General features: G+C 63.6%; 16 protein-coding genes and 1 tRNA gene. 3 read left to right on the plus strand and 14 right to left on the minus strand.

Annotated features, from left to right (window positions below; all coding sequences use genetic code 11):
* Window positions 1–48 precede the first annotated feature (48 nt).
* From gabT to ACTJKT_RS25840, 9 genes are all read right to left on the minus strand, one after another.
* Window positions 49–1,326: a 4-aminobutyrate--2-oxoglutarate transaminase gene (gene gabT / locus ACTJKT_RS25800; protein ID WP_009041624.1), complete on the minus strand. Its 1,278-nt coding sequence runs from the start codon at window positions 1,324–1,326 to the stop codon at window positions 49–51.
* Between the two features lie 186 nt (window positions 1,327–1,512).
* Window positions 1,513–2,955: an NADP-dependent succinate-semialdehyde dehydrogenase gene (gene gabD, locus ACTJKT_RS25805; protein WP_440789066.1), complete on the minus strand. Its 1,443-nt coding sequence runs from the start codon at window positions 2,953–2,955 to the stop codon at window positions 1,513–1,515.
* A 471-nt stretch (window positions 2,956–3,426) separates the two neighbouring features.
* Window positions 3,427–3,738, minus strand: a complete 312-nt coding sequence (locus ACTJKT_RS25810; RefSeq protein WP_440789067.1) for a RebB family R body protein — start codon at window positions 3,736–3,738, stop codon at window positions 3,427–3,429.
* 50 nt (window positions 3,739–3,788) lie between these two features.
* On the minus strand, window positions 3,789–4,103 hold the full coding sequence (locus tag ACTJKT_RS25815; protein WP_009041621.1) for a RebB family R body protein: 315 nt from the start codon (window positions 4,101–4,103) through the stop codon (window positions 3,789–3,791).
* An 85-nt stretch (window positions 4,104–4,188) separates the two neighbouring features.
* A complete protein-coding gene (locus ACTJKT_RS25820) occupies window positions 4,189–4,653 on the minus strand; it encodes a hypothetical protein (protein ID WP_440789068.1) in 465 nt (154 codons plus the stop codon).
* Between the two features lie 93 nt (window positions 4,654–4,746).
* Window positions 4,747–5,466: a hypothetical protein gene (locus ACTJKT_RS25825; RefSeq protein ID WP_440789069.1), complete on the minus strand. Its 720-nt coding sequence runs from the start codon at window positions 5,464–5,466 to the stop codon at window positions 4,747–4,749.
* Between the two features lie 18 nt (window positions 5,467–5,484).
* Complete coding sequence (locus ACTJKT_RS25830) at window positions 5,485–5,712, minus strand: RebB family R body protein (RefSeq protein ID WP_063427740.1); 228 nt, start codon at window positions 5,710–5,712, stop codon at window positions 5,485–5,487.
* Between the two features lie 119 nt (window positions 5,713–5,831).
* A complete protein-coding gene (locus ACTJKT_RS25835) occupies window positions 5,832–6,362 on the minus strand; it encodes an RNA polymerase sigma factor (protein ID WP_189635961.1) in 531 nt (176 codons plus the stop codon).
* Between the two features lie 89 nt (window positions 6,363–6,451).
* Window positions 6,452–7,165 carry a Crp/Fnr family transcriptional regulator gene (locus ACTJKT_RS25840; RefSeq protein ID WP_440789070.1) on the minus strand — a complete coding sequence of 238 codons (714 nt, stop codon included), beginning with the start codon at window positions 7,163–7,165 and terminating at the stop codon, window positions 6,452–6,454.
* Between the two features lie 234 nt (window positions 7,166–7,399).
* Between ACTJKT_RS25840 and ACTJKT_RS25845 the strand changes: the two genes are divergently transcribed.
* The 3 genes from ACTJKT_RS25845 to ACTJKT_RS25855 all read left to right on the plus strand — a co-directional run bounded on the left by ACTJKT_RS25845 (window position 7,400) and on the right by ACTJKT_RS25855 (window position 9,216).
* A tRNA-Arg gene (locus ACTJKT_RS25845) sits at window positions 7,400–7,476 on the plus strand.
* Window positions 7,477–7,595: 119 nt separating this feature from the next.
* Entirely contained in the window at window positions 7,596–8,450 is an 855-nt protein-coding gene (locus ACTJKT_RS25850) for a hypothetical protein (protein WP_440789071.1), read from the plus strand.
* 214 nt (window positions 8,451–8,664) lie between these two features.
* Entirely contained in the window at window positions 8,665–9,216 is a 552-nt protein-coding gene (locus tag ACTJKT_RS25855; RefSeq protein ID WP_440789072.1) for a hypothetical protein, read from the plus strand.
* A 12-nt stretch (window positions 9,217–9,228) separates the two neighbouring features.
* Here the strand turns inward: ACTJKT_RS25855 and ACTJKT_RS25860 are convergent, their stop codons facing one another.
* The 5 genes from ACTJKT_RS25860 to ACTJKT_RS25880 form a co-directional block, all read right to left on the minus strand.
* The gene (locus tag ACTJKT_RS25860; protein WP_097306242.1) at window positions 9,229–9,420 is read right to left on the minus strand and encodes a hypothetical protein; all 192 of its coding nucleotides are present in this window, start codon (window positions 9,418–9,420) and stop codon (window positions 9,229–9,231) included.
* An 82-nt stretch (window positions 9,421–9,502) separates the two neighbouring features.
* Complete coding sequence (locus tag ACTJKT_RS25865) at window positions 9,503–10,222, minus strand: hypothetical protein (protein ID WP_440789073.1); 720 nt, start codon at window positions 10,220–10,222, stop codon at window positions 9,503–9,505.
* On the minus strand, window positions 10,219–10,800 hold the full coding sequence (locus ACTJKT_RS25870; RefSeq protein ID WP_440789120.1) for an RNA polymerase sigma factor: 582 nt from the start codon (window positions 10,798–10,800) through the stop codon (window positions 10,219–10,221). The genes ACTJKT_RS25865 and ACTJKT_RS25870 overlap by 4 nt, the downstream gene beginning before the upstream one ends.
* A gap of 37 nt (window positions 10,801–10,837) precedes the next feature.
* On the minus strand, window positions 10,838–12,595 hold the full coding sequence (locus ACTJKT_RS25875) for a vWA domain-containing protein (protein WP_440789074.1): 1,758 nt from the start codon (window positions 12,593–12,595) through the stop codon (window positions 10,838–10,840).
* 90 nt (window positions 12,596–12,685) lie between these two features.
* Entirely contained in the window at window positions 12,686–13,246 is a 561-nt protein-coding gene (locus tag ACTJKT_RS25880; RefSeq protein ID WP_440789075.1) for a YbhB/YbcL family Raf kinase inhibitor-like protein, read from the minus strand.
* Window positions 13,247–13,382 lie beyond the last annotated feature (136 nt).

Consider the following 13,382-nt stretch of genomic DNA (forward strand, 5'->3'; position numbering starts at 1 on the left):
AAAAACCCGCCGAGGCGGGTCTTTTTGTCATTCAGGTCACAGGCGGGATCAGAGTTCGGAGAAGCACTCTTCGATGATCGCCAGGCCCTTGTCCAGCTGCTCGTCCGGCGAGGTCAGCGGAACCAGCACGCGCAGGACGTTGCCGTAGGTGCCGCAGGACAGCAGGATCAGGCCCTTGTCGCGCGCCTTGGCCACAACCTGTGCCACCGCAGCGGCGTTCGGCTTGTGGCTGTCGCCGTTCTCGAACAGCTCGACCGCGATCATCGCGCCCAGGGCACGCACGTCGCCGATCACCGGGTACTTGGCCTGGATGGCCTTGAGGCCGGTCACCAGACGCTCGCCGACCGCCTTGCAACGGTCCAGCAGGTGCTCTTCCTCGAACACTTCCATCACGGCCAGGGCCGCGGCGCAAGCGATCGGGCTGCCGGCGTAGGTACCGCCCAGGCCGCCTGGCGCGATGGCGTCCATGTATTCGGCCTTGCCGCAGACACCGGCCAGCGGGAAGCCGCCAGCGATGGACTTGGCGAAGGTGGTCAGGTCGGCGGCAACGCCCATCTGCTCCATGGCGAAGAAGGTGCCGGTACGGCCAGCGCCGGTCTGCACTTCGTCGGCGATCAGCAGGATGCCGTGCTGGTCGCACAGGGCACGCAGACGCTTCATGAACTCTTTCGGCGCGACGTAGAAACCGCCTTCACCTTGCACCGGTTCGATGATGATCGCGGCGATGTCACGTGGCTCGGCGTCATTCTTGAAGATGCGCTCGATGCTGGCGATCGAATCGTCGATGCTCACACCGTGCAGCTCGTTCGGGTACAGCGCGCGGAAGATGCCGCCTGGCATCAGGCCCATGCCGGCCGAGTAAGGCACGACCTTGCCGGTCAGGCCCAGGGTCATCATGGTGCGGCCGTGGTAGGCGCCGGTGAAGGCGATCACGCCAGCGCGGCCAGTGGCGGCACGGGCGATCTTCACCGAGTTTTCCACGGCTTCGGAACCTGTGGTCACCAGCAGGGTTTTCTTGGCGAAATCGCCCGGCACCTTGGCGTTCACTTTTTCGCACAGTTCCACGTAAGGCTCGTAGGCCAGGACCTGGAAGCAGGTGTGGGTCAGCTTGTTCAGCTGCTCGGTCACCGCGGCGACGACTTTCGGGTGCAGGTGGCCGGTGTTGAGTACGGCGATACCGCCGGCGAAGTCGATGAACTCGCGACCTTCAACGTCGGTTACCGTGGCGTTCTTCGCGGAATCGGCGAAGATCGGGTGAATCTGGCCAACACCGCGCGGTACGGCTGCTTCACGGCGTTTCATCAGGGATGCGTTGGTCTTGCTCATAGTGTCCTCATTCGCCGCTCATCGGTCGGCGTGGTTCAAGGATGACGTGGCGGGGAGGCAACCGCGGCAGCATGCGATGATCGACTGCCCCGGCTATCCCGGCCACTACTGAAATATCGTTTGCAGCACGCCAGGGGACAGCGCTCTCGTGCCCCTGGCGTTTAAAACCATGCCTTGGCGCGGGTATCAGATGCCCAGGCAGAGGTATTTGATTTCCAGGTAATCCTCGATGCCGTACTTGGAGCCTTCACGGCCCAGGCCCGAAGCCTTGATGCCGCCGAACGGCGCGACTTCGTTGGAGATCAACCCGGTGTTGACGCCGACCATGCCATATTCCAGGGCTTCGGCCACGCGGAACACACGGCCCAGGTCGCGAGCGTAGAAGTAGGAGGCCAGGCCGAACTCGGTGTCGTTGGACATGGCGATCACTTCGGCTTCGTCCTTGAAACGGAACAGCGGCGCCAGCGGACCGAAGGTTTCTTCCTTGGCCACGGCCGCGTCTTTCGACACGTTGACCAGGATGGTCGGCTCGAAGAAGTTGCCTTCCATCGGCTTGCCGCCGGCCAGCAGGGTCGCGCCTTTGCCCAGGGCGTCGGCGATATGTTCCTGGACCTTGGCCACGGCTTTTTCGTCGATCAGCGGGCCGGTGGTGGTGCCCTCTTCCAGGCCGTTGCCGATCTTCAGCTTGGTCACCGCGACCTTGAGCTTCTCGGCGAAGGCGTCGTAGACCGAATCCTGGATGTACAGGCGGTTGGCGCAGACGCAGGTCTGACCGTTGTTGCGGTACTTGGAGATGATCGCGCCTTCGACGGCCTTATCCAGGTCCGCGTCGTCGAACACGATGAACGGAGCGTTACCGCCCAGCTCCAGGGAGACTTTCTTGATGTCCTTGGCGCATTCGGCCATCAGCTGGCGACCGATTTCGGTCGAGCCGGTGAAGGACAGCTTGCGCACGATCGGGTTGCTGGTCAGCTCACCGCCGATGTCGCCAGCGCTGCCGGTGACCACGCTCAGCACGCCTTTCGGGATGCCGGCGCGGTGCGCCAACTCGACCAGGGCCAGGGCGGAGAACGGGGTCTGCGAAGCCGGCTTGATCACCATGGTGCAGCCAGCGGCCAGGGCCGGGCCGGCTTTACGGGTGATCATCGCCGCCGGGAAGTTCCACGGGGTGATGGCTGCGGTCACGCCGATCGGCTGCTTGATCACGATCAGGCGCTTGTCCGGCTGGTGGCCGGGAATCACGTCGCCGTAGATGCGCTTGGCTTCTTCGGCGAACCATTCGATGAAGGAGGCGGCGTAGGCGATTTCGCCCTTGGCTTCGGCCAGTGGCTTGCCCTGTTCCAGGGTCATCAGGCGACCGAGGTCGTCCTGGTTTTCGATCAGCAGCTCATACCAGCGACGCAGCTTGGTCGCCCGCTCCTTGGCGGTCAGCGCGCGCCAGGCCGGCAGGGCCTTGTCGGCGGCTTCGATGGCGCGGCGGGTTTCAGCGGCGCCCATCTTCGGCACGGTGCCGAGGATTTCGCCCGTTGCCGGGTTGTTCACTTTGATGGTCTGGCCGTTATCCGCGTCGACCCAAGCCCCATCGATGAAGGCTTGCTGGCGGAACAACTGGGCGTCTTTAAGCTGCATGTCGGTTTCCTTAACAGCACCGCGCGGGGCGGAGCGAATTGTGATTGTTGAAAGGCGCCTTGACAGGCTGCCGTCAGGAAAAACTGTTACCGGGCTCAAGCACAGAAATAGCGCATATCAGAATAGACGTGCGGGTCGGCTCTCAGACAAGAGCGTTTGAAATCTCAAACGAATCCTAGGGTCAACGTCGATAAAGGACAATAGTCCGTTCGAAAAAAAGAACGAAAACGCCGCTTTGGCAGAATCTTTCGGATCAACGACACCGCCCTAGGGTCGGAGGCAGGCGCCCTCCCTGTAGGAGCGAGCTCGCTCGCGATGGCGGCCTGGCGGTCGACACCGGTGTCGAATGGGCGTTGTTTATCGCGAGCAAGCTCGCTCCTACAGGGGGTTGGGGTTGGGGTTGGGCTTGCGTCGCGCAAACGCAAAAAACCCCACAGCCGGAAGGCTGCGGGGTTTTCTCAAGGCCAGGTCTTAAGAGAACGACTTGAGGATCGTCAGCAAGCTGGCGAGGTTGTCGCCGACACCGCCCTGAGCCATTTTTTCGGTGGCCGCCGCACCTGCGGTGGTGTTGACGCTGTAGATCTGCATCACGCCCTGGTTGGTCGCCGCCTGGGCCAGGGTGTTTTGCTGTTGCTGGGCCGAGACCGAGTTCTGGAACAGGATCGCTACGGATTGCCCCAGGGACTGGTAGATGGTGCCCATCGACATGGCCGGCGCTTCGGCCACGACCTTGACGTTGGTTTGGGTGACGGCATCGGTGATTTGCGGACTGACTGTGCTCATAGATGAAACTCCTTATTAAGAAAGAACAACTTCCGTTAGCGCTCGCCCGATCAAGGGTTGAACGATTTGAGGACCGTCAGCAGGCTGGTCAGGTTGTCGGCCACGCCGCCCTGGGCGACTTTTTCGGTAGCCGCCGCGCCTGCGGTGGTATCGACGCTGTAGATCTGCATCACGCCCTGGTTGGTGGCGGCCTGGGCCAGGGTATTTTGCTGCTGCTGGGCGGAAACAGCGTTCTGGAACAGAATCGCCGTGGCCTGGCCCATGGACTGGTAGATGGTGCTCATCGCCATCGCTGGGGATTCGGCCACCACTTTGACGTTGGTCTGGGTGACCGCGTCGGTAATTTGCTCGTTGACTAATGGCATGGTTCAACTTCCTTTGTTTAGTACACGGCGGGTTCCGTGTTAACCAATGAACGTGGCAAAACCCAGGCTGTGAACGAGCAAATGCTCAATGGTCCTCCGGCGCGTCGCCTGCCTGGTCGATACGGGAAAGCACCGCCTCGACCTGCTGCACCAGCCCCAGCATCCGCGCTTGCACGGCTTCCTCGACGGTCTGGCGGATCAGCTGGTTCTGCGCGCTGCTGAGCATCCGCACAGGCTCCTCCGGCGCATCGATAACCGTCGCCTGTTGCTTGGCCGCCAGCCACTGGCGGATCACCGCTTCGCGCTGCTGGGGACTGCCCAGCAGGCTGCTTTCGCTGACCCTGGCCTGCTCCATCAAGTCGCGGGTGCGTTGTCTCTCGCTCTCGATCAGGTGCTGGGTCTGGTTGAGCACCCGCTCCATGACACCCGTGCGCGGCTCGCTGCGCATCCAGGCTTCGAGAATCTGCTTTTCACCCGCGGACAGGCTCAGGTTGAGCGCATCGGCCAATTGATAAAGACTCGCTAGCGAGTCGGAATTTTCCTGGGGCATCTCGGCCTCCTCCTTGCTCATTAAAGAACGTGCTGCTGCCCAGTCCCGGAGGGGCTCCGGGACTGGGTGCTCATGACGCCAGGACGGCGTGAATCAGGACGGCGGCGCGCCGCGATTGGCCAGGGTGTTGCTGTACTTGGCGATGCTCTCGTCGATCTTGTCGATGGCTATGCCCGCGGCTGTCGCCTCCAGGGCGCCAGCCGCCGCGGCGACAGCGGCCGCCGCCCCCACCAGCAGGTCGGTGGCCAGGGCGCCCAAGGCATCCTCGGCGGCTTTTTCGGGATGGTTTTCGACGATGTTTTTCGTCATCTGCTCGAGCAATACCGCCTGGGCCGCCAGCGCCAGCTTGCTGACCCCGTCGAAATAGCCCGCCGCCGATTGCGCGACCAGGCCGGCGGCCTGGCTGATCATCATGTCCGGGGCGATGGCGATCTGCGCCGGGGCATAACTGAAGGTCTGCGCGTTGGTGAACTCCACCGCCTCGACGATCTGGCTGTTCAGCGCATCGGTACTGCCGGTCGGTGGTGCCGCGACCTGGACCATCATGTAGTCGTTCATGCGGTCCATCACCGTGCGCGGCGACTTGGGAGTGCTGGGTGGCGGGGAGTCGCCCGCTGTGGTGGGGTCAGGAATCTGGGGGCCAGCAGCCACAGGCTCAGCGGCTTCGGGATTGCTCGCCTTGGGATCGCTCGGCTTGGAATTGCTCGGCTCGGTATCGCTTGGCTTGGGATCGGCCGCCTCGGGGTCGGTCGCCGGCGTGGCGTCAGTCTCCGGCTCGGCGGCGACAGCAGGTTTTTTCTTGAACCAGAACATGAGGTATCTCCCCAGGCGTCAGGCCTTCTCGCCGATCTGCATGATCAGCGACACAGCCTTGGAGATCACCGCGTTGGAGATCTGATTCAACGCCTGCTGGCTGTTGACCGCGTTCTGCAGGGACAGCCCCGCCGAATGGCTGGCCACCTGGTACAACGAGGCAATGGCCTGGGCCGGCGCCTCGGCCACCACCTTGACGTTGGTTTGGGTTACGGCATCGGTAATCTGGCTGTTGACCTCTGTCATACATCTCTCCTTGATGAAAGGCGCCAGCGCAGGCGCGCTGGCGGTGAACTCGTCGACGGTTTCAGGTGCTCATGAAACAAGAACGCCCGACATCCGTCGCTGTGAATGCAAAAGCGCTTTCAGCGCAGCGCCGCCCGCAGCAACTGCACGCGCTTGCGCACCAGGGGCTGGGCGATGCCCAGCTCGGCGGCGATCTGCGGGTATGGCAGTTCCTCGACAAAACGCATTTCAAACAACCGCCGCTGGAGCAATGGCAGCTGCTCCACGCGATTGCCCAACTGCAGCAGTCGTTCGAGCTGCTCGGTGCACTCGAACACCGATAGGCAAGGCGCGGCGAGCAGGGCCTGGTGATCGTGCTCAAGGTCGATCGAGTGATCGAACAGCTGCCCTTCACGCTTGCTGCGGCGCAGGCTGTCGAGAAAGACGTGGTCCAGTACCAGAAACAGAAAGCCCTGCGGCTCTCGGATGCGTTCCGGGGAACGCCTGAAGAACAGCAGGGCTTTGACGGCCGTGTTGGACAGCCACTCCTGGGCCAGGGCCAGGTTGCCCCTGGCTCGCCGGTTGGCCCGGCGCATCAGCTCGGGGTACACCGCTCGCCAGCTTGCCTCGAACAACCGATCGACCGCCGCCACTTCACGAAAAGATCCCATCGCCAGCACTCCCTGTGCATTCCTTGATGAGCCGACAGTCTCTGATCGCGCACCAGGCGTTCGCTGTTACCTGGGGAACAGTTGGAAAATTAATTCAGCGAGTAGGCCTTGCGCCGCAGATGCTCGACATCGTTGATCACCAGCCGACCGCTCTGGCAGCTGATCACCCCCGAACGCCGCCACAGCTGCAACTGGACATTCAGCTTCGGCCGGCTGGTGTTGAGCATCGAGGCCAGGATGCCCTGGTTGCGCGGAACCGACGCACAGGTCGCCGGGGCCAGCTCGAAGTCATCGATATTGGCCAGCAGGAACCGCGCCAACCGCGACTCCAGGCGGTGCAGGCAAACCAGCTCGAGCAACTCGAGGATCTTCATCAGGCGCGCCATCAGCAGCATCAGGACCCGCTGCCAGAACAGCGGCTCCTCGTACAAGGCCCTGAAATGCCGCTGCCCCAACAGCAGCACCCGGGTCGGGCCGCAGGCAAAGGCCGAGTTTTCCCGGGCGTGGCCCTCGATCAGCGCCGACTCGCCCACCACCTGGCCGACACCGGCACTGCCGACAATCTGCTCGCGCCCGTCGGGGCCATGAATCACCGAATACACCTGGCCCTCGACCACCAGCGCGATGAAGTCCAGCGCCTCACTCTTGAGGTAGAGCACCTCCCGGTCGCTCAAGGAGCGCTCCACCGCATGGGTGGCGACATAACGAATCAGATGGTCCGGCAGCCCCCTGAACAGATCGGAGCGTGCCAGCAGGGTTTGACGCAACGAGAGATCGAGCATTACCACGCCTTTTGAATGCATGCGTTCGCCTTGACTGGCAGGAAATCGCTGCGCGGGCGCGCAGCGGGTTAGAGCGCGTGAAGCCATAGAGCAAAGCAAACAAAGGGACGTCTGGTGGGGGGACTTGTGAATAGGGCGAAGGGGCTTTCGGGTATCGAAAAGGACAAGATCAACAACGAGGCGACGACCAATCATCACGCGAAAAAAAACCGCATGGACGCCCCAAGCCGACATGGGTATGATGTCGCCCGCACTGCACTCGTAGCTCAGCTGGATAGAGTACTGCCCTCCGAAGGCAGGGGTCGTGGGTTCGAATCCCGCCGAGTGCGCCAGCTAGAAACGCAAAAGCCCCAGGTCGCATGGCCTGGGGCTTTTTCGTTTCCATCCGTTGAGTTGATCGAAGAATCATCGAGGCCTGTGTCGACCCACGCCTCGCGGACAGGAGGTCCCGATGCTGCGCCATCCTTTGCTCAACCAGCCGGACCTGCGCGCCTGGATCAGCTGTTTCATCGGCTATGACATGCTCCCGGCCCTGGATGCCGAGCTGAGCCGCTACGACCCCAACGCCCCCGATGATCGCGAGCACCTGATCCGCCATTACTGCCTGGCGCGCTTCAACACCCGGGAGAACTTCCGTCACCCGCAGCGGTTGGTGGAGGTCCTGCAAGCGGCCCTGGACGACCCGGACTTCGACTTCGAGGAGGTTTGGGAGCCCATTGAAGACGATTACGAATACGATCAATGGCCCGCCGGCTGGCCGGCGCAGATCGACGACAGCCGGGACTTCTTTCAACGCCTGCTCCTGGCGGCCCGGCAGCTGTGGCACGACGACCTGATCCGCGCCCGGTTGCCGTCCCTGGCCGAATGCCGGGCGATCCCCGCGCGGGATCGCGGCTCCCGCGACTGGCTGTTCAGTGTCGACAATCCCGAAGCCTGGAAAGCCGTATTCGATGTAGCGGCCACGCCCTACGACCTGCACACCCCGGGCCCACAGTTCCAGGGCGAACAACTGAGCCTGCAGTTGGCGGGCTCATTACCGCGCCAATCCCTGCCGTCCACCTGGCCGGCCAGCCAGGCGCTGACCCACTGCCGCCTGGACCTGAAGATCCAGGGCATCAGCGAACTGCACGTCAGCGGCACACGTTTCGATGGGCGTATGCGCACCCAGCTCACGCGCTTGCAGCCTGGTTATTACCTGCGTCTGGAAATAGGCTTCGACTGCGTCATCGAATGCGTGGCGCAGTCCGTCAGCATCGCCAACGTCCAAGGCTCACGAGAGGAAGAACGGCATGAGCAGCAACTTTGAACGGGCCCTGGCGCCGGCTGATCGGGATTGAGGTTTGGGAGGAGCAAAGCGGATTGGCTGCATTCGTTGTGAGGCATTTCGCTTCTTGCTGAAGCCTTTTCTCCCGGAAAACCCTTTAGGTGTCGCCGATCTTTTTTGCGATGATGCCTGCGCGCTGCCCGCTACCGAGCGGATACCCGCCTTTTCTCGCCAGACTCATGGAAGACCCTACACGATGAATATCTCGAACCTTTCCAGCAATACCGCGCCGTCACACCAGGCGCGTTATTACTACGGGCCCAACTACAAGAAAATGACCCTGGCGGGCCTGGTCTTCGGCGGGCTTTCGCTGTTCGCGGTGTTCGGTACACCCAGCGAGAACAACAGCGTGATCCGGCTGATAGAAGCCCTGGGGCTCAATGGGCATCTGGTCATGCAACTGCTTGGCGTCGTGGGCGTGGCCATGACCATCGCAGTCGCGGGTGCGTTGATCTTCCTGCGCGGTGCCGGCAATCGTTATGTGGTGCTGACGGATAAGAAGCTGGTCGCCCCGGTCAGCAACTTCAGTTCGAAGATCCGCGAGATTCGCCTGATCAATATCTCGGACGTCGAGCTGGTGGAAGTCTTCAACCAGCGTTTCATCCGCGTCCAGCACAGCGACGGCAAGATGGAACTGGTGGAAAACATGTTCAAGAACCAGGAACTGTTCTACGACTGTTACAAGGCGATCGCCCTGGCCATCGAGGCCAAGGGCCAGAACGTGAAACGCGCGCCCGCCCGCAAGTAAAGGCGACGGGCGTCAGTCTGGCGTCTGCCGCTTCTGCGTCGATTCATCCGGACCAACAGCAGGCTGGGCCTGCTGCGGGTCTTCATCCTCTTCTTCGGCCTCGAGCAGAAAGTCCTTGCGACTCTCCTTGATGGCCTGGCGGATATCCGCGCCCTTGGTCGGGCAATTCAGCAGTGCAGCGATACGGTCGATGCGTGGCGCCATGGCCAGCCTCTCACTTTCAGGAAACTGGCTCGATAGTGCGCGTTTTCCGGGTGCCAGGCCATTACTTGCGCGCGTTTTAGCCTCAGGGTTGCTGCAAAGCCCGCAGGCGGGCGTCGATATCCTCATGGGGGAAGCGCTGTTTCAGGGCGCTGATGTACTGGTCGGCGACCTTATCCTGGCCGGTCTGGCGCAGGTGCAGCACCTCACGCAGGGCATCGTCGAGGATCGACTCCGGCGCGTCGTGCTCGACCTGCTCCTTGCCCGGAAACGACGCCAGGTGCCCCAGGGACTCATAAGGCTCGGCGGCGAAGGCTCCGGTGTCCCGGGTCAGCGGCAGGCCCGCCGCGGGGGCTGCGGGAGCGGGTGCCGACAAGGCGCCGCTGGCATGCGGCGTGGTGGCCAGTTCGAAGCGGTTCGATTCTTCCAGGCTTGATTCGGCACGGGCCGACTCTGCGGAGGCTGGAGCGGATTCGGCCTGGCGGCGCGCAAACTGAGGGGCTGCGGCCTTGGCCATGGGCGCCGGGGCCAGCACCTGGCGGGGCGCAGGCTCTGGAGTGCGCTGCAACACGCCCAGCAACAGGGTCACGCCGAACAGGCCGGCGAACGCCACTTGCCAGCGCGGCTGGCGGCACAGATCGAACCAGCGTTGCCACAAGGAAGGCTTGGGGGTCGGGGCTTCGCGGCGGGCCGTGGCCATGATCAGGGCGTCGAGGCTGGCCGGCGGTTCGCCCTGGCTGTGCTGGCGAATGTGCTCGAGCATGCGCTCTTCTTCGGTGGGCGGAAGTTGTCGGGCGTCAGTCATGTCAGTACCTCCTCGGCCAGGAGCCGACGCAGTTTTTTCAGCGCATAACGGAAACGGCTTTTCACCGTTTCCAGCGGCGTATCGGTAAGGCTGGCGATCTGTGGCAATTCCAGTTCGCCATGGGCACGTAGCAGGAATACCTCGCGCTGGTCGGCGGGCAGATCCTGCAAGGCGGCGTCGATGCGTTGCCGTTCACGGCTCAGGCTCAGGTGCTGTTCCGGGCCGCTGGCGTCATCGGCCAGGTCATGCAGCTGCTCGTCGTAGCTGTCGTGCAGCGGGTTGCGGATGCCGTGCTTGCGCCAGTGGTCGATCAGGCGGTTGCGGGCGATCTGGTACAGCCAGGTACGAAAACTGGCCCGGCCCTGTGGCGCGCTGCTGGTGCGGATCAGGCTGAGCCAGGTGTCCTGATAGACCTCGTCGGCCAGCTCGGCCTTGTCGCACAGGCTCAGCAGAAACCGGTACAGCCCCTGGCGATGGCGCTGGTAGAGGACCTCGAAGGCGGCGCTGTCACCCGCGCGATAACGCGCCAGCAGCGTTTCATCGCTGCTGGCGGGCCCTGACCGGTTCACCTCAGGCATGGTCGTGCTGAACTCCTTCTGGTGGTGGGTCATGACGTTATTCACGGCGGCTCAAGGCCTCCCCGGAACGTCCCGGTTGATCCGCCGGAGCGGCAGTCTGCAGGCTCTGCGCCAGCTCCGCCAGCTGCACGAACTCGCCGCGCAGGCCGAAAGGGTCTTCGCCCTTGGCGCCACGGGCCAGAGCGACGCTGTCCTTGAGGCCGAAGTCGCCGGTATAACGACCATCCTTGAGCTGCTGGGCGAACGCCGCCACGGCTGCGGCAAATCTTAGATCATCGCTGGCCTGGGCGAGTTTGCCGTGCTGCTGCGAAGCCAGGATCGGCCGCTCGATCAGCCGGCTGCTGCCGCCCTGCGGGGCCTGGTAGCGCACCCGCAGCATGGCCAGCTCGTCGCCCTTGATGCTCGACTCCGACGACGTCTTGGCTTGGGCCTGGCCATAACGCAACGGCTCCAGCCAGCCCTGCTCGCCCTTGGGCACGATTTCATAGAGCGCGGTGACCGTATGCCCGGCGCCGATCTCGCCGGCATCAACCTTGTCGTTGTTGAAGTCCTCGCGTTTCAGCGCACGGTTCTCGTAGCCCAGCAGGCGGTATTCACTGACCTGGGCCGGGTTGAATTCCACCTGCAGCTTCACGTCCTTGGCCACCACCGCCAGGGTCGAGCTGAGCTGGTCCACCAGGACCTTGCGCGCCTCGCGCAGGTTGTCGATGTAGGCATAGTTACCGTCGCCGGCGTCGGCCAGTTGCTCCATCAGGTGCTCGTTGTAGTTGTCCACGCCAAAGCCGAGGGTGGTCAGGGACACCCCGCTTTTACGCTGCTCGACGGCCATCTGCTTGAGGCGGTCGAAGTCGCTGATGCCGACGTTGAAGTCGCCGTCGGTGGCCAGCAGGATGCGGTTGATGCCGTTCTTGATGAAGCCCTGGCGGGCCATCTGATACGCCAGCTGGATGCCCGAGGCGCCGGCGGTGGAGCCGCCCGCCGTCAGTTGCTCGATGGCGTTGCGGATCTTCGCCTTGTCGCGCCCGGAGGTGGGCTCCAGCACCACCCGCGATTCACCGGCATAGACCACCAGCGACACCCGGTCCTGCTCGCGCAACTGGTCCACCAGCAGCTTGAGGGTGCTTTGCACCAATGGCAGGCCTTCGCGGCGATCCATGGAGCCGGACACGTCCACCAGGAACACCAGGTTGGCCGGCGCCAGCTCGGCAACGGCGCGATCCGAAGCCTTGATGCCGATGCGCAGCAGTCGGGTGTGGGGGTTCCAGGGCGACGGCGCGATCTCGGTGGTCACGCCAAACGGCGAGCCATCGCCGGGCAGGGCGTAATCGTAGGGAAAGTAATTGACCAGCTCTTCCAGGCGCACCGCACCTTGCGGCGGCAGGCTGCCCTGGTTGAGCAGGCGTCGGACGTTGGCGTAGGCGCCGGTATCGACATCGACGCTGAAGGTCGAGACCGGGGCCTGCGCCACGCTGTGGATCGGGTTGTCCGGCAGGTTCTGGTATTGCTCCCGCGGCTCGGCGCGATAGCCGGCGGGTAGCGATTCGCGCGTCATCATCGAGGTGGGCATGGACGCCGGGGCGAGCGCCTTGGCGTTGTTGTATCCGGCCAGGATCACATCGGCGCGCTGGGTCTCGCTCGGCGAGGGCACCGCGGCCTGCGGTTCCACCGCTTCCTGGACGGGCGCGGCGCCGCTCCGGACATCCGGCGAGGACTGACCGCAACCGGCCAGGGCCAACAGCACCCCGGCGGCGCAACCCTGAACGGCGGGGCGAAGGTAGTACGGAGGAAGGAACATGGGGGGCTGACCTCGGGAGAAATTGATCCATTCCCCCCTTCAGACGAAGCCCCTGGGCGATTCGGGTTAAGCCCCCGGAAAAAATTTCCCTTAGCGCAGATAGCGCCGCACCACGCTGCTGTTACGCAGTACGTGGCCGTTGATCTTTTCCAGCAGCTGGGCGCGGGTCAGGCCGGCCGGCAAGGCGTCGGGCGCCAGCTCCAGGGCGTAGATCTGGATGATGTAGTGGTGAGCGCTGTCGCCCACCGGCGGGCACGGGCCGACATAGGTGGTGGTGCCTTTGCTGTTGGTGCCGCCCAGCCCGTCCAGGGTGCCCTTGGCCCCCACGCCGGCGGCGATCTGCCGGGTCGTGGCCTTGATCCCGTAATGCACCCAGTGATCCACGCCCTGGCCTTTGGCGCCGTCCGGGTCGTGCATCACGATGGCGTAGCTGCGGGTGCCTTCGGGGCCGGCGGTCCAGGCCAGGGCCGGTGACTGGTTATGCCCGCCGCAGCCCTTGGCATCGCTGGCGCTGGCCGGGGTGAACAGGCGGTTGTCCGAGACACCGGGCACGTTCAGGGTGAAACGCTCCTGGGCCTGTACCGGCAACTGCAGGCACAGCAGGACGGCGCCAGCGGCCAGCCAGGTATTGAGGGAGGCAAAACGGGACATACGCGAGCACCTTCTGCGAATGGGTTCATCGGAGCTTGGAGCTTGGAGCTTGGAGCTTGGAGCTTGGAGCTTGGAGGATGATTGAGCTTGAGCCGCGGCCGCTTGTAAACGAAAAAAACCCGGATTTTTTCAGCTC

The sequence above is a fragment of the Pseudomonas sp. 22526 genome, from assembly GCF_052044735.1.
GTDB classification, from domain to species: domain Bacteria; phylum Pseudomonadota; class Gammaproteobacteria; order Pseudomonadales; family Pseudomonadaceae; genus Aquipseudomonas; species Aquipseudomonas piscium.

What these genes read in the sequence shown, in the direction of transcription:
- ACTJKT_RS25815 (WP_009041621.1), bottom strand. Translation starts at nt 4,103, where the DNA reads ATGCCATTAGTCAACGAGCAAATTACCGACGCGGTCACCCAGACCAAC.
- ACTJKT_RS25870 (WP_440789120.1), bottom strand. Translation starts at nt 10,800, where the DNA reads ATGCCTGAGGTGAACCGGTCAGGGCCCGCCAGCAGCGATGAAACGCTG.
- ACTJKT_RS25830 (WP_063427740.1), bottom strand. Translation starts at nt 5,712, where the DNA reads ATGACAGAGGTCAACAGCCAGATTACCGATGCCGTAACCCAAACCAAC.
- ACTJKT_RS25860 (WP_097306242.1), bottom strand. Translation starts at nt 9,420, where the DNA reads ATGGCGCCACGCATCGACCGTATCGCTGCACTGCTGAATTGCCCGACC.
- ACTJKT_RS25865 (WP_440789073.1), bottom strand. Translation starts at nt 10,222, where the DNA reads ATGACTGACGCCCGACAACTTCCGCCCACCGAAGAAGAGCGCATGCTC.
- ACTJKT_RS25835 (WP_189635961.1), bottom strand. Translation starts at nt 6,362, where the DNA reads ATGGGATCTTTTCGTGAAGTGGCGGCGGTCGATCGGTTGTTCGAGGCA.
- ACTJKT_RS25820 (WP_440789068.1), bottom strand. Translation starts at nt 4,653, where the DNA reads ATGCCCCAGGAAAATTCCGACTCGCTAGCGAGTCTTTATCAATTGGCC.
- ACTJKT_RS25875 (WP_440789074.1), bottom strand. Translation starts at nt 12,595, where the DNA reads ATGTTCCTTCCTCCGTACTACCTTCGCCCCGCCGTTCAGGGTTGCGCC.
- ACTJKT_RS25840 (WP_440789070.1), bottom strand. Translation starts at nt 7,165, where the DNA reads ATGCATTCAAAAGGCGTGGTAATGCTCGATCTCTCGTTGCGTCAAACC.
- ACTJKT_RS25855 (WP_440789072.1), top strand. Translation starts at nt 8,665, where the DNA reads ATGAATATCTCGAACCTTTCCAGCAATACCGCGCCGTCACACCAGGCG.
- ACTJKT_RS25825 (WP_440789069.1), bottom strand. Translation starts at nt 5,466, where the DNA reads ATGTTCTGGTTCAAGAAAAAACCTGCTGTCGCCGCCGAGCCGGAGACT.
- gabT (WP_009041624.1), bottom strand. Translation starts at nt 1,326, where the DNA reads ATGAGCAAGACCAACGCATCCCTGATGAAACGCCGTGAAGCAGCCGTA.
- gabD (WP_440789066.1), bottom strand. Translation starts at nt 2,955, where the DNA reads ATGCAGCTTAAAGACGCCCAGTTGTTCCGCCAGCAAGCCTTCATCGAT.
- ACTJKT_RS25880 (WP_440789075.1), bottom strand. Translation starts at nt 13,246, where the DNA reads ATGTCCCGTTTTGCCTCCCTCAATACCTGGCTGGCCGCTGGCGCCGTC.
- ACTJKT_RS25850 (WP_440789071.1), top strand. Translation starts at nt 7,596, where the DNA reads ATGCTGCGCCATCCTTTGCTCAACCAGCCGGACCTGCGCGCCTGGATC.
- ACTJKT_RS25810 (WP_440789067.1), bottom strand. Translation starts at nt 3,738, where the DNA reads ATGAGCACAGTCAGTCCGCAAATCACCGATGCCGTCACCCAAACCAAC.